Annotated in this window: 13 protein-coding genes; 6 read left to right on the plus strand and 7 right to left on the minus strand. The window is 33.8% G+C overall.

Translation table 11 applies throughout. From position 1 onward, the window contains the following. Positions 1–1,573: 1,573 nt before the first annotated feature. Positions 1,574–2,401, plus strand: a complete 828-nt coding sequence (gene djlA, locus CIPSTX3056_RS03100; RefSeq protein ID WP_072666460.1) for a co-chaperone DjlA — start codon at positions 1,574–1,576, stop codon at positions 2,399–2,401. Positions 2,402–3,819: 1,418 nt separating this feature from the next. On the opposite strand, the gene CIPSTX3056_RS03105 is transcribed toward djlA, so the two are convergent. Continuing rightward, positions 3,820–4,569 (minus strand): Nif3-like dinuclear metal center hexameric protein, encoded by a 750-nt coding sequence (locus CIPSTX3056_RS03105; protein ID WP_072666543.1) that lies wholly within the window; start codon positions 4,567–4,569, stop codon positions 3,820–3,822. A 556-nt stretch (positions 4,570–5,125) separates the two neighbouring features. Then, positions 5,126–6,538: a pyruvate kinase PykF gene (gene pykF, locus CIPSTX3056_RS03110; protein ID WP_072666461.1), complete on the minus strand. Its 1,413-nt coding sequence runs from the start codon at positions 6,536–6,538 to the stop codon at positions 5,126–5,128. An 826-nt stretch (positions 6,539–7,364) separates the two neighbouring features. Between pykF and aroK the strand changes: the two genes are divergently transcribed. Next, the gene (aroK, locus tag CIPSTX3056_RS03115; RefSeq protein ID WP_072666462.1) at positions 7,365–7,889 is read left to right on the plus strand and encodes a shikimate kinase AroK; all 525 of its coding nucleotides are present in this window, start codon (positions 7,365–7,367) and stop codon (positions 7,887–7,889) included. 1,338 nt (positions 7,890–9,227) lie between these two features. Further along, the gene (rpe, locus tag CIPSTX3056_RS03120; RefSeq protein ID WP_072666463.1) at positions 9,228–9,902 is read left to right on the plus strand and encodes a ribulose-phosphate 3-epimerase; all 675 of its coding nucleotides are present in this window, start codon (positions 9,228–9,230) and stop codon (positions 9,900–9,902) included. A 1,037-nt stretch (positions 9,903–10,939) separates the two neighbouring features. Here the strand turns inward: rpe and CIPSTX3056_RS03125 are convergent. Continuing rightward, the gene (locus CIPSTX3056_RS03125; protein WP_072666464.1) at positions 10,940–11,773 is read right to left on the minus strand and encodes an NAD-dependent epimerase/dehydratase family protein; all 834 of its coding nucleotides are present in this window, start codon (positions 11,771–11,773) and stop codon (positions 10,940–10,942) included. 1,030 nt (positions 11,774–12,803) lie between these two features. Here CIPSTX3056_RS03125 and pitA point away from each other — a divergent pair. From pitA to cysQ, 3 genes are all read left to right on the plus strand, one after another. Next, on the plus strand, positions 12,804–14,306 hold the full coding sequence (gene pitA / locus CIPSTX3056_RS03130; RefSeq protein WP_072666465.1) for an inorganic phosphate transporter PitA: 1,503 nt from the start codon (positions 12,804–12,806) through the stop codon (positions 14,304–14,306). 1,751 nt (positions 14,307–16,057) lie between these two features. Further along, positions 16,058–16,480 carry a SoxR reducing system RseC family protein gene (locus tag CIPSTX3056_RS03135; RefSeq protein ID WP_072666466.1) on the plus strand — a complete coding sequence of 141 codons (423 nt, stop codon included), beginning with the start codon at positions 16,058–16,060 and terminating at the stop codon, positions 16,478–16,480. A 1,300-nt stretch (positions 16,481–17,780) separates the two neighbouring features. Next, a complete protein-coding gene (gene cysQ, locus CIPSTX3056_RS03140; protein WP_072666467.1) occupies positions 17,781–18,536 on the plus strand; it encodes a 3'(2'),5'-bisphosphate nucleotidase CysQ in 756 nt (251 codons plus the stop codon). A 339-nt stretch (positions 18,537–18,875) separates the two neighbouring features. On the opposite strand, the gene purB is transcribed toward cysQ, so the two are convergent. From purB to CIPSTX3056_RS03160, 4 genes are all read right to left on the minus strand, one after another. Next, positions 18,876–20,243 carry an adenylosuccinate lyase gene (purB, locus tag CIPSTX3056_RS03145; RefSeq protein ID WP_072666468.1) on the minus strand — a complete coding sequence of 456 codons (1,368 nt, stop codon included), beginning with the start codon at positions 20,241–20,243 and terminating at the stop codon, positions 18,876–18,878. A 31-nt stretch (positions 20,244–20,274) separates the two neighbouring features. Then, a complete protein-coding gene (gene hflD, locus CIPSTX3056_RS03150; protein WP_072666469.1) occupies positions 20,275–20,919 on the minus strand; it encodes a high frequency lysogenization protein HflD in 645 nt (214 codons plus the stop codon). A gap of 21 nt (positions 20,920–20,940) precedes the next feature. Then, positions 20,941–22,053, minus strand: a complete 1,113-nt coding sequence (mnmA, locus tag CIPSTX3056_RS03155) for a tRNA 2-thiouridine(34) synthase MnmA (protein WP_072666470.1) — start codon at positions 22,051–22,053, stop codon at positions 20,941–20,943. A 2,002-nt stretch (positions 22,054–24,055) separates the two neighbouring features. Continuing rightward, entirely contained in the window at positions 24,056–24,664 is a 609-nt protein-coding gene (locus CIPSTX3056_RS03160; protein ID WP_072666471.1) for a riboflavin synthase subunit alpha, read from the minus strand. Between the last annotated feature and the right edge of the window lie 497 nt (positions 24,665–25,161).

Raw genomic sequence — 25,161 nt, forward strand, 5'->3', positions numbered from 1 at the left:
ATAATAGATAATATCTGATATGATACTGATATTATACTGAAATAAAAATAAAACTAACCTGCATTTAGTACATTTAGGACGAAGTAAAACTGATTTGCAAAATAGCTCTGGTACAATTATATATTACATCTTTTATATCACTCTGCGAGGATTGACTTAAATCATAACGGTTTTTGCAGATGCTATCTCAATCTAAACACTCCGTCTAAAATATTAGCTGAAAACATATGCATGCCTCATAATAGACACATCTTGTAAATCCGCCAGACAAACAAGAGATAGCAAAAAAAGATATATACTGTATTAACTGCAATCGTTGTTCAAAAAGTATATCCGCTAATATCTCATTATGATTCTCTAATGATTCTTACCACTCAGGTACTCGCGATATCCTAATGTTGTAGAGATACGTATATCTTAACAAATAAAAGCATAACATATAATTAATGATATATATCATTAATTATATGTTATGCTTTTATTTCCCACTTGAGAAACATAAAACTATAGTTTTATGTTTCTCAAAAACCTCTGGGTGTCTATATTATGTCTTTATGTACTGACATCTTTGTGCGCTTATCAATAATAAGCTTCTGGTTATAACTATTTTAAGTTAATCAAGAAAGGCATCAAATAACAAAGATGGTGCATATTTTAGATAACAGTGCGTTCTGTTAATACAAGAGCATTCATATCATAAGAATACATTCATATAGTCAGAGTATATATATAATTTTTCTTATTCATTTAACAGATTGAAATAAATATTCTACCACACAGTATACTATTAGTAATTCTATATAATCACGCATACAGAGAAACAATATCTTGCGCCTATATTCTTTATGCTAAAAATTACTCTAATAAAGGATAATTTCCTCTTAAGAAGGATGGTAACATTGAGTTGTGATAGTAAACCGCTCATCTCATAATATTATTACTGAGCCTAAATCATTACATAACAGTAAATAATAACGTGATATCATCATAACGCATACTTTTCAATTAACAAGAATCACCCGACATCAAGATTCTGATTAGAATTATAGATAATGCAGTCTCAAACTATAGCTCTATAGGTTACGCATGTAACTAATAAAATTTATTGAGATCGTTGCACGTACAATCTAGAGCAATGCTCTATAATCCTCTGATTATCTAATGGTGAACATAGGATTGATTCTCTTCATGAATTTCATCAGAAAGGGTTGACGTAGTGAAATACTACTACAAGATATATTATGTTACTATCAATTGATATTCGCTAAAGAGAACGCTCTATAGATATAGCCATACCTAAGTAAATTTTATCAAGGATAAGAAATTCAAGACCCATATAACAGAAAAGAGATTAATCATAAGGACCTTAACAATTTTTCTTGCTATGCGCTTATTGTAAAGAAATCTTAATAGCCTGTTTAAAACAATGTGTAAACAATATAGAAAAATCTTACATATATATTTTGTAGAGCACGTCAAAACCACATTGATACATATGGATTCTCTTTTACATGAAAAATCAACGTTGATATTTTACAAGATCTCAGAAATATGATGACCTAATGAGGAGTGTATGTACTATTGGGGAAAAGTGTTAGGAGTAGCTTGGGGTGTGCTATCCGGTTTAGGGTTTTGGGGTATCCTCATAGGTCTTCTCATGGGATATATGTTTGATAAAGCTCGTTCATCTACTTATCAAAACGATACCTCTGATCAAAAAATACGTCAATCTCTATTCTTTTGTACTACTTTTCAAGTTTTAGGACATTTAACTAAATCAAAAGGACGAGTCACGGCCGAGGATATCCAGATAGTATCTCAATTAATGGATCGCATGAGATTAGATGGAGTAAGTCGCACAGAAGCTCAACATGCCTTCCGTGAGGGAAAAGATATCAACTACCCTATGCGAGAGAAATTGCGCGAACTACGAATCGCCTGTATTAATCGTTTTGATCTGCTGCGTATGTTTCTTGAAATTCAAATTCAAGCAGCGTTTTCTGATGGCATCTTACATCCTAACGAACGTAAGATACTATATATTATTGCTGAGGAACTAGGGATATCACATACGCAGTTTAATCAGTTTTTGCAAATGATGGGCAGTGGACAGCAGTTTAGTGGAGCATATCGGCGTGATAAAACATCCGACAATACCAATAGTCACACTCAAAAAACAACTAACCCCACACTAGAGGATGCCTGTACTATGATCGGAGTCTCAAGGAATGACGATGTCACCACGATTAAACGAGCCTACCGTAAAAGAATGAGTGAGCATCACCCAGATAAGTTAGTAGCAAAAGGGTTACCTCCGGAAATGATGCAAATGGCAAAGCAAAAAACACAGGCACTACAGGCAGCTTATAACCTAATTAAACGTGAAAAAGGTTTTAAATAGTATTGTACCTGATTTAAGCTAGAACAATTTTTAAGTAAAACAGTGTTTATCTAACCTATAATTCTCGTTTTCATTACACAAAATACGTTATGTTAGTGACATATTGATATCTATTTTTAGTTCAAATACTATATTAGTATAATACGTGATACATTCAGTCACCAGTAACTCTACAACTATACTCTAATAAAAACAGCTGTATAGTATTCAGTTACTAATGTTTATATTTGCCTGACATCAATATCCTATAACCTAAATATAATTTTTATATTTATTTTTATATGTATTGATTGTTATTGTATTATGGTTAATAAACTGACAATCATCTTGACAGTATTGACTGTGCCTATAAATAATGACTTACAACACATGTTGATATTATTTATTAAATATGATATATGAAATATCATATCGTCTAAACCTCTCTTATTTTCCTTTTTTAAACATTAAGAACACTTTAATATAGAACTTATGCTATATCTGTGGCTGTGATTATAACAACTATCATGGCACTCTATGTAGCTACTCAGCTTATTAAGGATTACCTCATTAATATTACATTGCAGCCTGCAATAATTATTATATTATATGTCTGCATATAATATAATAATTATATTATATGTCTGCATATAGATACCTGAATGTACATATAGATACCTGAATTTGTAAAAATTTAGAATCTCGAAAAATTATACTATCGATCAGATATTGATACCTTTTATTTGGTCAATATATTCTGATTGAAATTAAAAGTACTAATTAACACAGGTTACTGGAAATTATAGCTTAAAAGATTCTCGTAATTAATCATTGTCAAACAATATAGAATCCTATTCTAATCGTTATAGCCCTAATCAGTCCAAGAGGTTTTTCATACAAGAAATATCATAAAAGAATCTGGTTGTATATGCATTGATATCATCCAATTGACAATAAATTTACAATATATTTTCTGGGGAAATGAACATTAAATAGATATGCTGTGGTTATCGTATGGATGCTAACTATGACGCACGATATATGCTGTGAAGACTTTTTCGTATAAGATAACTAAATGATTTAGAATATCATGTTTCGTTCACTACTACAAAAATCTCATTTAATTCATACAGCATGCACAACACTTTAGTTTTATAACCTACAACTTAGATAACCAGAGCAGTGATATGCCTTTGATATATAAAGAAATCTTTTTATATTGATACTGAAAATGATATCTCAAAACAGTAAGATGATCGCTAATAATAAAATTGTGAAAGATATAATTTTTAGTAAATATCACTACCTTAAGAAAACCATATAAAATGTATATAAATATCATTTTTCATCTTAAAAATTTTTCTGTTCCATAATGCTCTGCTGTTGGTTATAGATAAATCCTGGACTGATTGGACGGATAATTCTTCTATTTTAAAATCTTAAGCGGGGTTGTCAATATCAACAAATATAACTTTGAGGCCGTGCTGTATGGAGAGCCAGTCACCTAACGCCTGGACTCCACCACGTTCAGTAGCGTGATGTCCTGCAGCAAAAAAATGTAATCCTTGCTCCCGTGCACTATGTATTGTTTGCTCTGATACTTCACCAGTAATAAACGCGTCAACCCCAAAAGCGGCAGCGTTATCAATAAATCTTTGACCACTTCCACTGCACCAAGCTATACATTGAATCATAGATGGTGCATTATTTGCATAACAGTGTAACGGCTCCCGTCCTAACGCTATATGCAGACGATTCTTAAAGCTATCTGCAGTGACTGGGTGCTTTATGGTTCCCCACAGAACCAAGGGATGCACTACACTCCCTTTTACTTCAATATCTAACAGCTCCGCTAGTTTTGCATTATTTCCAAATTTTGGGTGCACATCAAGTGGTATATGCCAAGCAAAAAGATTAATATCATTTACTAATAGTGTTTTTAATCGCTGTCGTTTCATGCCTTTGATAACAGCAGATTCATTTTTCCAGAAATAACCATGATGAACTAAAATCGCATCTGCATCTAATCGAATAGCGGCATTTAGCAAATCATAACAAGCAGTAACACCAGTGATCACTTGTTTAATCTTGTTACGCCCTTCTACTTGTAAACCGTTAATAACGGTATCATTAAAAGACTCAGTATGTAGCAGTTGATTGACCTTCTGTTCTAGCTCAACATTAGAGATCATGATAACTCATCCTGTTATTTCACATCCTGTCTGCAGTCGATCCTGTATGTTTATACCACATTCTTATCTACAATTATTTATGCTGTTAATCATAAAACAATATGCTCTGTAAAACCAAATAGAGTGTTGTTCTTTTTGCAATAGGCGCTATAGTAGTTTACAGAACTATATTATCTCAAGATAATATCGAATATAAAATATATTAAATATGTGCTACTCGACTGCTAAGGTATTGTTGCGCACTGTAGTAGAATTTTACAAAACAGTCCCAATACCATGATAGCTTTATAGCTTTATAGCTTTATAGCTTTATAGCCTTGTAGCTGATAATAGATAACTATTTTTATCAGTAAGCGACTATAACCCCATACATCAAACAATCTATCATGGATGAAATGGTTGATTCAAACTATAAAATACTTTTTAAGAGCTATTTAATATGACTAAAACGCGATATTTTATTTTGATCTGCAATCAATATTTTTGATGACACTCTAATGGTTATATTCATGCATCTGCTTAGTATAAGCCTATTACTCAAAAACCACTAAGCTTATAATACATGTACTGATGATGTATTAGTCGTACCGCTCGGAACCAGTGCACCAGACACCATGACCAACGTATCGCCTGTCTTAGCGTACCCACTAGTCTCAGCCGCTTCTTTGCCTAGTCGATAAAAATCATCCGTAGATGTGAGTCTATCAACTAATATTGTATCAACACCCTTACTTAGTTGTAGCTGCCTTGCGGTTTTTACATTCGTGGTTAGCGCTAGAATGGTAGCACATGGAAAATACTTACGTAAAGACTTAGCAGATTTTCCACCTTCAGTAGCTACAATAATTAACGGGGATGCAAGTTTTTCGGCAATTTCAACCGCGCTACGACACACTGCTTCCGTTATACGCATTGTACAATTATCTATATGTAAGTCTGTGCAGCTTCGCATTACACGATCAGTGCGCTGGCAAATATTTGCCATGATATTAACAGATTCTATTGGATAATTTCCTTTTGCACTTTCACCGGATAACATAACTGCATCCGTACCATCTAATATAGCATTAGCTACATCTCCAGCTTCTGCACGAGTAGGTCTTGGGTTTTTCATCATTGAATCCAGCATTTGAGTTGCAGTAATGATCACCTTACGTTCGTGATTGCACCTTTTTATCATCATCTTTTGCGCAAAAATTACCTCTTCGACTGGAATTTCCACACCGAGATCACCACGGGCAACCATAATACCATCAGACACATTCAGAATTTCTTCGAAATTATGTAGTCCCTCTTGATTTTCAATTTTAGAAATAATCTGGATGTGCTCACCACCGTGAGCGTTTAGATGCTCACGAATATTAATAACGTCAGAACACCTTCGAATAAAAGAAGCGGCGATAAAGTCAACATCCTGATTACATCCAAAAATCAGATCTAATTTATCTTGCTCTGCTAGTGCTGGTAGTTTAATTGAAACACCAGGCAAGTTAATGCCTTTATAAGAACCCAGCTCTCCATTGTTTAGTACTTGACATGTTACTGTATTTTGTGTTACTGAAAGCACTCGCATACCAATTAAACCATCATCTACCAAAACAGTGTTACCGATGCTTAGATCTGTAGCAAAACCTGGATAAGTTACTGCTACCCCCTCAGCAGTCCCAATAACACTTTGATCGGTAGTAAAATGAAATATCTGACCAGATTTTAAAGCAATATCCTTACCATCTTTTAATTGCATCGTGCGAATTTCGGGGCCTTTGGTATCAAGAAGAATGGCTGCCTGATGCCTGCTGGTTTGCATGACATTACGCAACCTAGCAATGCGTTGAGCATGTTCCCGATAGTTACCGTGGGAAAAGTTTAAACGCATAACATTCATACCGGCTTCTAGAAGCTTAGTGAGCATCTCCTCTGATTCAGTTTTTGGGCCGATCGTGCAAACAATTTTTGTTTTTTTCATAATGATTTTTATCATATCCTGGATAAATTACTGCATATATTAAAGACATCGACTATAAATACCTTTATAATCTTGATGCTATTATATAACAGCGTTATAGTATTATACATATAATACTCTGTCTTTATAATATAATTCGCATATCGTGACAGCGATTCGATCTAGTGAGTAAGGGTCAGCTTATCAAGAAAGGAAATGAACTTTGTGGCCAGTCAAGCTATCCATTTCTTCTTTTAAAATTAAATATTGTCTATGTTATAACAACATAGCGCATGCATATACCTCTGCTTGTTTATATCTAAGAAACTTTATTCTTTAACTGAGGAATACTTTGGATTGAACCTGATACCCCGGAACTTTAGGGGCAATAAAAAGATATACACAGCACACCTCTTATTAGATGAATCGTCAAAATGTATACAGCTTGTACAACATATCATACAATGATTTATACTGATTTATTAATTTTTTTAAAAAAGCATATTAATATTAATTAATCAATATTTCATAACATTGCATAGACACTTGTGAATAACAGGGAGGAACGGTACTAACTTATTAAAGAACAACAATTCTCCTGACAGCTAAACAAGATTATAGTTTAGAGCGCTTCAATCCTACAAACTTTATGTATTATGAATAGCATGACAAGATATTTTTCTATCTAATAACAGTCTTATTTGATAAGTCATTCAACCTTAAAATAGGAGTAATTTTTATTTAAAATACTCTCTATTGTTAATAGCGTAACCAAAATGTCAGCTCCTATCTATCATCTAGTGAGAGATGGGGTATTATTCATGTGTTCCTTTCGTAAGACTACAATATGGCCGAAAAACGTAATATCTTTTTAGTTGGTCCTATGGGCTCAGGAAAAAGTACTATTGGGCGTCACTTATCTCAACTTCTAAAAATGGATTTTTTTGACTCAGACCATGAGATGGAACGCCGCACTGGAGTAAATATAGATTGGATTTTAGACATCGAGGGGGAGGCTGGATTTCGTTCTCGTGAAGAAAAAATTATCGCTGAGCTCACAAATAAACAAGGCATTGTTTTAGCAACAGGAAAAGACTGCATACAATCTAAAACTATCCGGACTTATCTCTCTGCTCGTGGTATGGTAATATATCTCGAAATTACCACCTCAAGGCAACTAAAATATGCTTATCGTGACCAGAAACATCCACCACATTCTATTCCAAATTATTCTAAAGTAACTATAGAGGCGTTAGCTGATGAACCAGGTTTTCTATATAAAGAAATTTCTGATGTCATAGTTCGGACCAATAACCAAAGCCCGAGGTTGATTGTAAAGCAAATTCTACAAATTTTAGAAACAAGTAGATAAAATTAAATCAATCTAATCATTTTACGGGGTCGTTTATCTTATCGAAAGACGACAGAATCACTGCTATTCGCAACATAATTTCAAGATTTTTCCCGAAGCTGAAGAGGCTTTAAACGTTAACATGCACAAGTAATATCAGACTGTAAAGTAATGTCTTATCCTTGTAAGTCATGCACAAACCTAATCTAGCAAAGTATGAGAGATGCTTCTAGAAAAAGCTTTATAGAAAATATAACTCAAAACACTCTTTGCTAAAATTTTCTAAAAGCTATCAGCGGTGTCATATAACAATCAGTGGCATATTCAACTCACACTGAAAATACAGGTAGTTCACTTAACATTAACCTGTGTCACTATGTAGTCAAAACTTCTTAAAAACTACGGTATAATAAATAGAACAATAATCATACATGAGTTTTTATAGAGAGACATTTATCAACTAGATTAATTTCCGCAATATATTTGATATTAGTTTATATGTTTTATTTTTGATCTCAGTTATGCCAGATTTCATGCAAGCATTGATTCTGATCCATGCCTAAATATACATATTTAAAAATAACTTCTGATATTAATATGTTACGGTATAGTTAAAAACTACGCTGATAATCAATCAACCTATCATTTATAAGCACAGACTGATAATAACTCTAAGCATGAGATGTCGTACTATACTAAAATTATTGAGCTTAAACAGTTACACCTAACATCAAGATGTTATAGGCAATGCTAATAGATGTCCAAGAGCATCTACTAAAAAACTAATAGTGGATTCCTGTAACCTTGCACGAGCTATATTTTTCTTATATTATGTGATAATGAGTTTTTATGTGGTTTGATCATTCTTATTATTCTTGAACACGACAGATCCAATCTATATCAATTCTAACTCTGTATATCTGTACACTGTACAGAAAAGCAATATTTAATTTAATAGATAGCATGCATGTCTGCATATCCTGAGATCGCTAGGTTTATATGCTGTGAAGTGAGACTATTTTGATAAAATCAGGCATATAATTTCACACTATACTGTTACAGATTTTACAGATCTTAGTATTGCAATGCTGAGAATATATACAGACAATCTCTTTGAGATCCGACTGAAAAGAAAGTGGTTTGTTACAAAATAAAAAACCATGATTTCATTATCCATTACACACTTGCCATAAATGTGGCCTTGGATTATCAAATTAATCACAAATGCACACCTCAAACCAATAAGAATAAGGTGCAAACTATTATTAATTTATGATAATAGCCATAAGCGCTTCAATATCATGTAAGTATATTACTCATACTAAAAGGACTTTAGCAGGCAAATACAGGAAACTTTGAGTGAAAAAATATTTGATTGCCCCATCCATTCTCTCTGCAGACTGCGCACGACTTGGTGAAGATATCTCAAAAGCGCTATCTGCTGGAGGTGATTTAGTACATTTTGATGTCATGGATAATCATTATGTTCCTAACCTCACAATGGGACCAATGGTTGTGAAGGCACTGCGTAATTATGGGATAACCGCACCCATTGATGTTCACTTAATGGTGGATCCTGTTGATCGTATTATCCCTGATTTTGCAGAAGCGGGTGCTAATTATATCACTTTTCACCCGGAAGCCTCGCAGCATATTGATCGTACTTTGCAGTTAATTAAAAATAGTGGTTGTCATTCAGGGTTAGCATTAAATCCTGCTACACCCCTAAATATTCTTGATTATGTTATGCATAAACTCGATATAATTTTAGTTATGTCTGTTAACCCGGGCTTTAGTGGACAATTATTTATTCCAAACACTCTGCATAAAATACGTCAGGTTCGCCGACTGATTAATGAAAGTGGTTATGATATCTTTCTAGCAGTTGATGGGGGGATAACGGTAAACAATTTTTCTGCAATTGCCGCTGAAGGCGCTGATATATTTGTTGTAGGTTCTACTATTTTTGATCAGATCGATTACAAAAAGGTAATTGATGCTATGCGGTGCACAGCAATCAGGGCCATTCCCTGATTGTTCTGCTAAGAAGTACATCTTTGCCAATCAGCTTTAAAAAGTTTTTTGCTCATGCTGATAACTAATACATACCTGAAATTTTTCTAAATCATTCTTATGATATCCTTATAAACATTTTATTCTAAAAAGTTTCGCTACAAGCATCAAAACAATCTTTGACTATACGTCGGAAGCAATATAAAGCTTTTCTTAAAAACGTTTAATCAAAAAGATAGGATATTAAAAAATTGAAAATCAGTATGACATCATATCACCTAGAGCTATCTAATTCTCTGCTAAATCCTCGTTATTAGATCGAAATTTAGGTCATTACTGAATAAACAAGGAACACTATATCTATTTATAAAAGTCAATATTAGCGATCAATGTACGCGGAAAAGTAACAAATAACTAGTTGTAGTTTCAATAATACTAAGCGATACGAACTTACGCTATATGTTAAAAGGGCTTACCTTGATTGTTATCGTGCTGATAATAAAAAATTCTGCTCACCTCCTCTGAGGAGGAAGTACATGCTTTCTAGTCGTATTTTTAATTTCTGTTTTTCTATCATGCCATGACAGAAGCTATGCAGTTAGAGGAATTTCTCCGCTTCACCGAATAGGAATCGGAGTTATATTATATATAATCCATCTAGTGTAAATCATTACATTCCAAAAATAAATGAATGCTCAATATATGCATAATTTTTACGATCTAATCAATACAATTGTAAAATTTTATACTAGTATTTGCATACTACTATCTACAATAGTATTGACCATATACATCATCTGATTTATTTTGACACATACATTTATGTGTATGCATTATATATTGTATTCAGGTTACAAACCTGTTTGCTTTATTGTTACATTTTGTATGAATTTCTATTCTATTCTGTTGAAAAATCCGGCATGATATACTCCTACTGTCTAATTTGCTATAAATTCTTTGATTCTGTCTGATCCATTCGTCATTCGTAGATCTGTATATCACTGTAGATCGGATGGTATAACACTGATACTTACCATGAATTTTCTAATGAATCATAACTACTCTATCATATAGAGAGGATCTGGATAACGATAAGAAAATCCTAAATCTCGACAAATTTTGCTACCGTCAATGATCTGCCCGAATTCTCTTGTATCATCAACTTGAAAGGTTGGTGGCGTTAAGCCTAACTGTATGGCCGCCTGAGGATAAAACTTGTTACGTGCGGGGTGTTTTGGAGCACTTAGGTTATAAATATCCCCTCCAGAGGATTTTTTTAATACAAGAATGATAGCTGAAATAACATCATCAAGATGCACTAAGTTAACGCCATGAGAGCCATTTTTTAATGCAGTTTTACCAGCTAAAAAAGTACCTGGCTGACGTTGTGGACCTACTAGACCCGATAACCGCAAGATATCTACTGATACCCTCTTTAGACAGGATAGCCAGTTTTCGGCTTCTAATAAAATACGTCCAGTAACATTATGCGGTTTAACTGTTGCATTTTCATTGATACTCAAAAGACTCTTTTCATATACACAAATTGAACTAGTAAAAATTATTCGAGAAATTGGAAAATTTAGAGCAGTTTGTACTAAAGTTTGTATAGCTACAAGGTAGTTACTAATCTGTGTTTGACTAGAAATAGTCCGGGTCGCAGGTAACGTAATAACCATAGCGTCCGCACTTAGAAGATTCTTTAGATCCTGTTTGTTACAAATTAATTTTGGTGTAAGTTTTAAAACATAACCATTAATCCCACGCGTTCTTACTGATTCTACTCCATCCTGAGTGGTTTTACTGCCGCTCACCTGCCAGTTTTTCGTTATCAAAGAGACCCCCAATGGCAGGCCTAGCCACCCTAACCCAATAATCACCACGCGTTTCATCTGTTAACCCCTCTCACTAAAAAAACCTGCATAATAACAGCTTCAAGATAAACATATGTTGCACACACATTAGCGATACTAGTCTTTTAAGCTTTTACATTGTCTATTTTAAGAGTCATTAGATTTTTGATTCATTATGTTTTGCTTGTACATTCTTGGTTATTCTGTTAGAGCATCTTGAGTTGATCTCAAACTCTTGAGTTAATAAAAAACATTATATAAGCAACCTATACTGAATAGGATGTGTCATCCTTGTGTAATAAGAATTGCTACGATCAATAAAACCACTATGCTAGTTAATAAAGATATTTCGCTAACTTGAATTGCTAATTTAGCGTACACCAATAAGTGTCTCATGCATTACACTTATTCTTTAATTGTTCTTCTTATTTCAAGCACTTAATCTCAGAAAAATCGATGATAATCTGTAACCACACCAAGGTTTGAAAATATAAATTTATCTGAAAAATAGACGCTTGCAATACAATACTTCAAGAGCATATATAAGACCATGCTGTGGTACATTACCATACACATACATTAGCGATAATCCTACAATAAGTTAGGTTTTTTCTGTTGTGTGTTATATATTCGCAAACAAAAAATAAACTAGATTAAATAACATCTTATAGATAAGATAAAACTCTATTGTCTATTGATTTTTTCTAGATTAAATGCAATTCTCATCATAAAGACCACTCACAACATCTTAGGTGATATGTTACTGTGAAATCAAAATCTATATTACTATAGATTTCTACTTCTTACTTAATAGAATGAGAATTCTTATGGTTACGGCAAGCGTAGATACCTGACAGCCTTTATCTGAAAGCCAGAAACAGCACTAGTAGCAGATTTTGATAGTAACAACAGACCCTATGATTTTAATTGCAATCAATATTATACTAATATAAATTTGATACTGATAGAAAAGATACTCATACTATTGTTCATATTTTTAAACATAATGCGTCGCAAATAATACTACTAGATTCTCCTCTTTAGTGATATGTAAAATGGCAAAAATCTGATGCTAAATTTATTTTCTGGTCTCGATTATTACACTACATGCTTCTTACTACTAGCGCTATTTTTTGTATTATTTTATGAAGCCATCAATGGTTTCCACGATACAGCTAATGCAATAGCTACCGTGATTTATACTCGTGCGTTACGATCAAAATTAGCTGTAGTGATGTCTGGAGTATTTAACTTTTTAGGTGTTTTACTAGGTGGTTTAAGTGTTGCTTATGCTATTGTGCATCTACTACCCGCTGAGCTTCTACGCAATGTTGGCTCCACACATGGACTAATCATGCTCTGCTCTATGTTAATTGCCGCTATTATCTGGAACCTAGGTACGTGGTATTATGGATTACCAGCTTCTAGTTCACATACACTGATTGGTGGTATAATTGGTATCAGTGTTACCAACGCTTGGCTCACAGGGCAGTCACTTGTAGACGCATTAAACATTCCTAAAATGCTAAATATTTTAATATCATTGATCATTTCACCAATTTTAGGTTTTATACTGGCTGGTGGTTTAATTATTACTCTACGTAGATATTGGGGTGGAAATACAAAAAAAAGACGTATTCACATGACCCCAGGTGAAAGAGAAAAAGTTGACGGCAAAAAAAAACCACCATTTTGGACTAGAGTTGCCTTAATTCTCTCAGCAATAGGCGTCAGTTATTCACATGGCGCTAATGATGGTCAAAAAGGTATTGGTCTCATCATGTTAGTTCTAATTGGTGTTGCTCCTTCTGGTTTTGCAGTCAATCTAAATGCTAATGATTATGACATTGTTCGCACTCGCGATGCCGTCATTCATCTCCAGCAATATTATCAGCGGCGCATTCCTAATATGTCACAACAGATAAACCAAGCATCACCGACTATATCGAATATTAAAGTTACAAGCTATCATACAAAATCAGTCGAAAATTCTATCTTATCGTATGCGTTACTGACATGCACGGAAGCACGAAAGTTACTAGATAATCTAGTGAACTATAATACACTGAGTGTAGAAGACAAAATACAGTTAAGAAGTTTGCTGATGTGTCTTTCTAATACTATGGACAAGATCTCTCACTTACCAACTACAACAGATTCAGATGCGATGTTCTTAACGAAATTAAAGGCAGATCTACTCAATACCGTTGAATATGCCCCATTATGGATTATTATAGCAATTGCTTTGGCACTATCCTTAGGTACTATGGTAGGCTGGCGGCGCATAGCAACCACTATTGGTGAAAAAGTTGGAAAACATGGGATGACATATGCTCAGGGTATGTCGGCACAGATTACAGCAGCAGTATCTATCGGAGTAGCTAGCTATACAGGAATCCCTGTATCCACCACACATATTCTGTCTTCATCCGTAGCAGGTGCCATGCTTGCAAGTGGTCAAGGTGTTCAAAGTCGTACGGTTAAAAATATTTTAATAGCTTGGATGCTTACCCTTCCTGTCTCCATTATATTGTCTAGCACCCTATACGCACTAGTCATCCGAATGATCTAAATCGAATATACTTATACGTCAACTGATGAATCCCTTTTGTTTAATCGATTTATAAGCATAGGATGACTCGGGTAATCAGATAACCCAATCCTAGATACTAGATACTAGATAAGCACAGAAAATATTTTATATATATAAAATATTTTTAAAATTCGTAACTATACCCTGTACTGTACCTGCTTATAATCTCACTATCAATAAAGTTGCTCTATACAACATGCTTAATCAAGATTAGTGGTCATTTTTATTTAGCAAGCTCAATTCGTAACAGCATTGAGATATGGAAAAACCTATGAAATCATCAACCGTAGAGCGTAATCTTGCAAACACGATTGGTCGATCAAAAGTAAAAATTCACTTTTAAGCACTATGATCGCCATCAAGCGCTATGATGCTATCATTGTGATGTAATTAAATTGTCGCATGATTACAGACTATCAGTATTTGTTGTATAATATATATATATCTATCAATAGCGGTTAGCGTCAAATAAGATGAATCATCTTTCTATGTAAAAATGTTTGAGATGTCAGCGGATACATTATCTCTCTGAAATCTTCTTTAAGTAGAACACTCTGAAGTATTTTAAAATTATCATGCAATATTTTGCTATTGCTACTTACATATACCAATGCAATATTTTTCTAGCAAAATATCTAGGTCTTAATAAGAAATTCTATCAAAAATATAAACACATATAATGCACCAAAATCCAGTTATATATTTAGGACTCCTGACCAAGGTATTGGATCATGCTTTATATTATAATCTACTTCTCGGTCAGGAACAGTACATTATGCAATACGGAAATTCATGATGTGACTCCAAAAATAAAACGCACATTATCCATTCTAAATCGCACAGTCCATGATTGGTATGAGAAAAATATGAGCTATCAATGTTATTGAATTAGCGTTAATAGATGCACCGAATAGTCAAACATAAAAAATTAAAATGATACATTATAGACAGATGGTGTAAAAATGCTCATTAGGAATGACCAGCTTAAAAAAATAAATACATTTTTATGGCATCATATAAATGATGCTTCATAATAGAAGACTGAAATAACTAGATGACATATACTGTATTTAGTGGACGCTTTTCGATTGGTGGTTTATTGCTCAAGTTGACTATAAGTCTTATGATATAAAAATCAATACCTATTTACTCATAAACCAACATCTACGCACTGCTAAACACGCTGCGAAGTGATGATAAGTTTAAGGTATAATCAGAACAATATAAGTAAAATTATAGAGATTTATAATATTCTAGATAACGTTTATATGAGCCCCAAAACTATTAACATAAGACAGCCCTAAATAGACTACCTGAGAGTGAATTTTCGTATTTACCAATTCGTTTTAAAACGATGCTATATAAACCGTTCTATGTATTTAGAAAATACATCAATCTATAACTAAAATATACAATAACCTATAGTACTTTTCACTTAGCTAAGCACATTGCATGACCTACTTAGCCTCTAATTTTGTGTTTCTTTTTAACAGCATATGATTAGTATAATGATTATATGTCATCTATATATTATATATTTTGCATATTAGAATAGGATTCCATTAGTGCATTGCGTGATGACGCATAATAAAAAAATAAAATGTTTACTATTTGAAAGAAATTAACCAAATAATTAAGCATATCGAATACTGCAGTCCCGCAGTGGATCAATCCTTTTCTCTCTAGGTGAATAAATTTCTGTAAGCAGACAAAATTATAGGAGACAAATTATGATTAAAGCATCAGCAACTATAGCATCATGTGAAAAACATGTGCTATCGCTACACATCCAAAAGAACATAGTTTGCAAAAACTGCTCTATTTTTTTAGACTTGCTAACACCTATATTAAATTTAAGTAATACAGAAAAAATATATACTATTCAGGTTTGTGATGCACAATACATTCTAAAAGACCAACAGGTTGAGCTATCGATTAATAAAAACGTAATTCTTATAACAGCATGTCTTATATATATGACACCATTACTTGGGTTATTTTCTGTAGGTGGAATCTGTCAGATGCTCCTCTGTAACGATAAGGTTACAGCACCAGCTGCGCTATTAGGCGGCGCAATAGGTATATTAATCACGAAAAAATTTTCTAAAAGACTCACACGATTAGAATTGTTTCAACCAGAGGTTTTAAAATAAAGCATGACTTTCATCCCAGCGTACAGTCTGATGATGTTATCATATGGACTATTTTCTATTACTTAAAAACCTTTGCCTAAATAATCAACACTAATTTCAATCATTTGAATACAATATATAATCAATCTAGTAATAGTATAAGATAGATACTGTCTTATAGTGCTTGTATTTAAAAAAACAGCCTAAACTAGAAAGATCATCTCAAGTACGATTATACAGAATATGTTATAAAGGAAATCCATAAAAATCTTGCTATATAATTTTTCTATACCGAGAGTAATTATAAGAGACACCAATGTATCATCTATGTAATGCTTCGGGTTACTTTTGACTCTGTGCGCTTTTATATAAAAACATTGCCATTGATAGTACAATTATACTTAATAGATACATACAGCATTTCATGTTTTTGCATCGCGGCTCTGCATGACAGTGGCTAATTGTAGAATGAGTTAAAGCTTTACTATTATAAAGTTAAATAGAAAAAGCTCAAGTTTTATCAAGTTTAGCTAAATACACTATACATTGTTATGATCATATGTATCAAGATACTATGAGTTTTGCAATAGATGAAGATCAACTGTAATTAATCTTGACATCTATAGCTAACTCGGTCTCACCTATAGACCTTACTATAATCAAGTATTAACAGAATACATACAACATCGGCGATCAATTTGTAAAATACAACTTAATGATATTGTGATAACTCATATGATAAAATCATATGAGCTGTCCCTAAAATTCAATAATGCTATTGGACAGTACTGACTAAAAACAATACAAAAATCGTGACCATGGGCATATATAAGCCAGATTATACTCAATCAGAACACAAAATACTTACAACTTATTGTCTATTCTCAGGCAACTATTTCTATAAAAATAAGCATAAATGCTATGAAGCATACAATAATAAAGTTATTACTAAATGTTTCATTATCAAAATATGCACAGCTTAACTACATCGTTTAAGCAGAAGCATTATTAATTACATTATAGTATCAACATATTTAGTATCAATTAGTACAGTAATACCTAATAAGAGCTAAGAATAAATATTCTATACAAAAAATAGTTTACTCACTATTGACTACACTGCCATAATCAGTTACAAGATTTTTATCTTTATAAAACTGCACTTTAATAAAACGCATCTCCTGTCATATGTCTACCGGTAAAGTTAAGATTAATTAATATTATTAAGCATATGCTCAGGCTGGAAGTACACGATCTAAAATTCATCCAAACTATGTATTAGATTCGAGCGCTTAAACTAAAAAGAACTTAAGGGGTACTAATGTTACAAGCAGTATGCCATCTAGCTCGTAAAGCCGGCGATGCGATTATGCATGTATATAATGGACAAGCCCCCCTTCATATCAGAGAAAAAGCAAACCATTCCCCGGTCACCACCGCGGATATGGCTGCACACCACGTCATTATGTCAGGACTTCAGCAGTTAACCCCTAGAATACCAATTCTATCAGAAGAAGAGATAGTATCCTGGGAAGTTAGAAAAACATGGAAAAAATACTGGTTAGTGGATCCTTTAGACGGCACAAAAGAATTTATCAAACGTAACGGTGAGTTTACGGTGAATATTGCCCTTATAAATCAAGGAAAACCAATTCTTGGTGTGGTATATGCGCCCGTATTTTCGACGCTTTATTCTGCAATAGAAGGCAGGGCTTGGAAAGAGCATCGCGAGAATCGAATCCGAATTCAAGTTAAACCTCTGAAACCTCCTGTAGTAGTCATTAGTCGTTCACACTCACAGGATGATCAACTATCTAATTACCTGAATACCTTAGGTTGCTACCATATGGTAAAAATTGGCTCTTCATTAAAATTTTGCATGGTTGCCGAAGGTGAGGCACAATTTTATGTACGACTAGGGTCTACAAATATTTGGGATACAGGCGCAGGACATGCGATAGCATTAGCTGCCGGCGCCACAGTCAGTGACTGGAAAGGCAAGACTATTAACTATACGCCAAAAATCTCGTGCCTTAACTCAGGATTTCTTGTATCTGCTACTAAAGACAGTGTTTAGGATTTTTCTAGGAAAGTCACTAGAGTTGATTAATTACTTCAAGTCATCCTATAAAAATAGGATAGTATTCTGTATTCAATCGTTTTCTCTAAACAGACCACCATTAAATCATTCTACAACATTGCCTATCTTCATTCATTCATTGTATTTATGTCCATTCTACTCCCTCCAATCTATATATTATAGCTATCTTATCTTGATATCACATAAGTTATTTCTTGCTTCAAAAGGTTATGCCTCTCTGTATTAGACGTATTAGATATTTCTTTGACCCTCTTTCTTGTATAATATATGCCTAATAAAATTATCTCTGATACCACATTTCCTCAAAATAGAATGCTATAAATTATCAACTAATTGTACAGCATATCCTAGATAGTTTGATGGCGTAACTTTCCGTAGGCGCTCTTTAGCTTGTTCTGGTAGAGCGAGATTATTGATGAGTATCTTAATATCATCAGAAGATACCGGCTTGCCACGGCTAAAGTCTTTCAATATCTCATACGAGTCTTTAATGCCATATCGGCGCATCATCACCTGGATTGGCTCTGCTAAGATTTCCCAATGATAATTAAGCTCATTCACTAGAGAGGTGCTATTAACTTCTAACTGCGTAATCCCACTAAAAGTGGCCTGATAGGCAATAAGAGAATACCCTAAACACACTCCTAAGTTCCGAAGAACGGTCGAATCGGTTAGATCACGCTGCCAACGGGAAATCGGTAATTTATTTGCAAGGTGCTGCATGATGGTGTTAGCTAATCCAAGATTGCCCTCAGAATTTTCAAAGTTTATTGGATTAACTTTATGCGGCATGGTAGAAGAGCCAACTTCTCCAGCAATTTTTTTTTGTTTAAAATGATTTAACGCGATATAACCCCATAGATCGCGGTTAAAATCAATTAAGATTATATTAAACCGCATCATACAATGCAGCATCTCTGCAATGAAATCGTGCGGCTCAATTTGCGTAGTATACGGATTCCATGTAACGCCTAATGACGTAACAAACTCCTGACTTAATTTGTGCCAGTCCACTTCGGGATAAGCAACCTTATGTGCATTATAATTACCAACAGCGCCATTCATTTTACCTAAGATCTTTAAACTGTTCAGATGCTCTAACTGCCGTTGAAATCTATATGCTATATTACCCATTTCCTTACCTAGTGTCGTAGGTGTCGCCGGTTGCCCATGAGTACGAGAAAGCAAAGGAGTGCTACGATACTGTTTAGCAAGATCCTTAACTAGAGTAATCATATGCTTCCAGTATGGGATAATGATTTTTTGACGCGAGTGCTCTAGCATAAGCGCGTAGGATAGGTTATTAATATCCTCTGAAGTACACGCAAAGTGAATAAAATGGGATACAGCATATAAAGTTGGTACAGTCAATAGTTTTTCTTGTAAAAAATACTCTACTGACTTGACATCATGATGTGTGGTTTTTTCGATAGCCTTAATGCGTAGAGCATCCTCTTCGCTAAAAGTTACCACTAGCGCATCAAGAAATTCATTCTCAACCGACGAAAACACAGGGATTTCTTGAATGTCTAAACAACTGGATAACTTTTGCAACCAACGTACTTCAACTTGAATGCGAAACCTTAACAAGCCATATTCGCTAAAGATAGACCTAAGCAGTATAAGTTTGTCGCCATATCGACCATCTATAGGAGATATGGCAGTCAACGGAGAAAGTTCCATTATATCTTCTCTAGGTTAAAATAAGAGTATATTATACTGAGCTATTCGCAAGACTTTTTAATATCAACTGAGCCTCATTCATTAAACGGTTACGAAAAAACATGAGTTGCCAGCGATGGCCGCCAACTTGCTTCCATAGTACTGCTGAACGAATACCGGCTAACAATATCGCGCGAACTTTATTTTGTGTATTGATGTTTTTTAGTATCTCTGCCGAACCACTAACTTGAATACGTGAACCAAGTGGGCTGATTATATCTACATAAATTTCTGCTATTAAACTTAAAAATTTATCAGATTCTAGAGAGTAATACTCTATCTGTCTATTTAATCCTCCGATACGATTAGCTAAATCTCCCAAAGCCAACGGATTTTTATGTAGTTTACGCTCTAGTCCTATTAAACTCATAGTATAGTGGGTGACTTCAATTGCTAATCCCTGAGAGCTACTGCTGTTTAAAATACCCAAGAGCGTTTCTAAACCACATTTTATATTAGACTTCTGATTGCCAAACACAGCTAATATAGAAGGTGGCTTAAGGTTCAACAAACTACTTAAAGAGGTCTTAAAAGCATCTACTGGACACTGTCCATAGTGGGATAATTGTTGTACTAAATATGCTGATTGACAAATACCTGCTAATGCTAAAATAATATCATGATAATTTTTTGTCACAGCGACTCCTGTCGTATTTAGTTAGATATAAGGCAACGGTATACGCTCATCAATAATGCCACCGCCAAGACATATATCATTAAGATAAAAAACTCCGGACTGTCCTGGTGTGACTGCTGCTACTGGGTAGTCAAAGGTTACTTTCATAGAAGTTCTATCCAAGGGGATGAGCATACAAGGTACATCTTTCTGGCGATAACGAGTTTTCACTGTACAGCGTATCGAATCTGTAGGAAAACAACTGTTTATCCAATACACTTGATTAACTATACAACCTTTTGAAAGTAGCTGAGAATTATTCAAGCCTTGCGCAACAATCAGCGTATTATTAGAAATATTTTTATCTACTACATACCAAGGAAGCTGGTTACTCTCTTTTCTACCACCAATGCCTAGACCTTTTCGTTGACCTATAGTATAATAATGCGCACCTTGATGTTTACCTACTGGGTTGCCATGAACAGACAGAGTGACTCCAGGCTTGCGAGGCAAATACGTTGATAAAAATTGCATAAACTTACGCTTACCAATAAAACAAATACCAGTAGAGTCTTTTTTATTTGCAGTGATCAGTCCTAACTGAGCAGCAATCTTACGGACAGAGGGTTTCAATAAGGCTCCCAGCGGAAACAAGCTCTGTGAAATTTGTTGATACCCGAGAGTATACAGAAAATAACTTTGATCTTTTTCAAGATCTAGACCACGCAGTAAACAAGTTGTGTTATTAGTGCTCTCACGACGTACATAATGACCAGTAGCAATATAGTCAGCCCCTAATTCTTCGATAGAAAACTCTAGAAACGCTTTAAACTTAATTTCTTTATTACAGAGAATATCAGGGTTTGGAGTGCGACCCATTTTGTATTCTTTTAAAAAATACAAAAAAACATTATCCCAGTATTCTGCAGAAAAATTCATAGTATGAAGAGCGATACCAAGTTGATCGCACACAATTTCCGTATCAGATAAGTCTTTTTCTATGCTACAGCAATCTGAAGAGCTTTCTAACTCTTCCCAGTTACACATAAACAAACCTTCAACATGGTAGCCTTCTCTTTTTAATAAAAAAGCTGCCACAGAAGAGTCCACTCCACCAGACATTCCAATAATAACTTTTTTTTTACTATTTGACATGAGCGTTACCTAATGGAAGTATGTTCTTGAGAACATTGCGCAATAAAAATTGTATCAAAACCTCTATAACATCTACCATAATCTACTACTTATCAAGATAGCACTTGATACAAGCATTGCTTCATATGAAACCTTATGATAGAAAAATCACCATAGCAATATAATGTTTCTATCCTTGCTCTAAAAAATATTATCTATGCTTTAATATAAATAAATTACTCGTATTATTCTATACTACCAATTGCCTGCAAATACAACAGACCTACCATTGAGAGTGAGACATGTTATATAAATTACGTGAAACCGAACAGTCAAGAGTGTTTCATAAAAAAAATATTATACTATTTTATAATAGAGAAAGAATAGAAAAACACTTAAAAATGGTTTATTTATACTAAATGTGTAGAATACACCCAATGTAAAGCGCAAAATACTTTTATACTCAAAACTCTATGAGCGTCATATTACTAAACATCTTTTTGACCACTGCACTAAACCTCTATGTTCTATGTTCTATGTTCTATGTAAGTTAGTAACTGGCTCGCCTACTCTAAGATGTATATCTGTTTTATACTGTAAATTTTATCATCAGAAACGTAAACATCTACATCTTCTTACTTAATATTAAGAAAACAATATGCAATATATTGGCATAATCCATAGAAACTCAAAAAATACAGCAAATATGTCTTAATAATAAAAGCAAATCTAGTAGACACTAGCAAAATCTTGCGTTTAACTTATCTTGCGTTTAGCTTGCAACTATTAAGACTCTGATAGTAAGTTTAAGTGGTACTCGTGCGTACTAATTTTTCTAAAATAATCATAACCGATGGCTACATAACTAGTTTTTTACTATTTTTAACCAAAGTGATAAGCTTAAACAGTATTCTCTGTCACCACAAACCACAAGCTCATGAATAGAGCTTAGAAGAGTTACACACTAACTCTGCAGAAGCATGGCACAGTATATACATAGCTTTATCAACCCCCATGTCTTTATAGGTTTGATAAAGGGAAAAATCAATAATATCTTTCTGTTATCATTAAAGGTGCTTTTGCATATATTTGACCCTTATTCTACAATAAGCAACTTTTGTTAGTAGCTTTGGGGCTGAAAATAAAAATTTTGAGAGTATCGACCATGGTCTATAGTCTATGATCTGTGTTCTATTAGGAGTGGATATGCTATTTTTTCAGATTAGGCATCATCACCAAAATATAGCAACTAATGAAAATATTTTCTAAATAATTAATAATTATATATATAACGATTTTATAAAACTATCAACTAGTCGTGTATTTATACTGGCCAATCTCACGTCATAATAAACATTATCGAGATATAATCTATTATATGTTTCTTACAAACTCATCAATGCGTCATCTAGAATCTGAATCAGATGTTCTGACTAGATTTACTGGAATCGTAACATGCCTAAAACAGTTTAGCAGGCAGATGCTACAATATCTGCCTGCTAAACTGTTTTGCGATATTTTGAAAAATTATTGACGAGCATGCAATACACTAGCGTTTTATAGTTGTCATTATTTGCACTGACATCGCGTATGCTCATGGATCTCTTTTGGATCCTCTGAGGGGGCTCACTGGTTAAGTTTAGATGCTCTTGAGGTTATGATTTTTGCAGATCTTATCTCTAATTAAGATGGTTGATCACCAGTTAATAACTATTATTTTTATCTAGTGAATACACATTATTATATAAATAATGCACTATGAACCTCTAGTGTCTCATTTTTAGTAAACATTGAAAATATAGCGCGTCCTTCTACTATAGATATAACACAGTCTTCATTATTTAGTATATCTGCGAGTATATCTGCAATAAATATAAATAAGAATACACAACTAGCTAAGCAAAGCTATACTGATCTATCATGTATATTTTTACACATACCCGTTAACCAATCTAACACACTAAGTAACCTATCTAGCGTTACTATCTAACGGTAGATGCTAAACACAACGAAGAACCTACTTTTAGCGTATTGATAATACTCTTTCTACTGTATCGACTATCACCTGAGTATGTAAATCAAACTCGATATTTACCTTATGCCCAATATGCTTTGTACCCAATGCGGTACGAGATAAGGTCTCTGGAATGAGATGCACGCAAAATTCTGTTTTAGTAACCCCCCCCACAGTTAAGCTTACGCCATCAATAGTGATGAATCCTTTATAAAAAATATACTTTTTTTTCTCAAAACAATCTATTTTCATCCACACTATATAATTATTCTTTGTCTTATAGAGTTGACTAATGGTTGCAGTCGTCATAACATGACCAGATACAAAATGACCTCCGATTTCATCGCTAAATTTAGCTGCACGCTCTACATTAACTTTGTCCCCTATATTCAGTACACCTAAATTAGTCTTCAATAGCGTCTCTGGTACCAAATCAAAACCAATATGATTACCTGTGATTGTTGTAACTGTAAGACAACACCCATTATGTGCAACTGAACAACCTGGCCCCAATCCTTTTAACATAACACCTGGAATTTTTACAACATGAGTTCGTACATGTTTTTTTTCTTGAATAGAATATAACTCCGCTATGCCTTGAACAATACCGGTAAACATACCAGACCTCAAAATCATTAAGTTGTGTTAATCATTAATTTATATTATTTCGTTATTTAACTATTAAAATTTACTTTTATATGAAAATATCCGTATACTTCAACAAAATACTCTCAATGCATTTTGCTACGCTGAATGTTTCTAAGTTATTTCTAAATCAATATGCACGCTGATGGTACAACGTCAGTGAGAGTCTATGGAGTACTCTGCATACCATCTATACTTAAATGTAGCAAAATGCTATACTCAGAGAGCCACATAACCCTCTTCAAAATTATAACTTTTTAATATTTGACCTTTTGAATATTTGACTGAAAGAATCAGATTTAGCCCAGTGTATCCTTAATGTGTGTTGTTAATTCTTGGTTGTCTATCTCAACAAACACCCTGTATCAGCATCTAGAATACACTAGTGGGTTATATTGTATCATCTAATGCGGCTCTTGTCGGCACGATCTATATAGAAAGTCAGAAAAACGATATTATCTATGACATAT

It is taken from the genome of Candidatus Erwinia haradaeae, from assembly GCF_900698965.1.
Classification (GTDB): domain Bacteria; phylum Pseudomonadota; class Gammaproteobacteria; order Enterobacterales; family Enterobacteriaceae; genus Erwinia_E; species Erwinia_E haradaeae_A.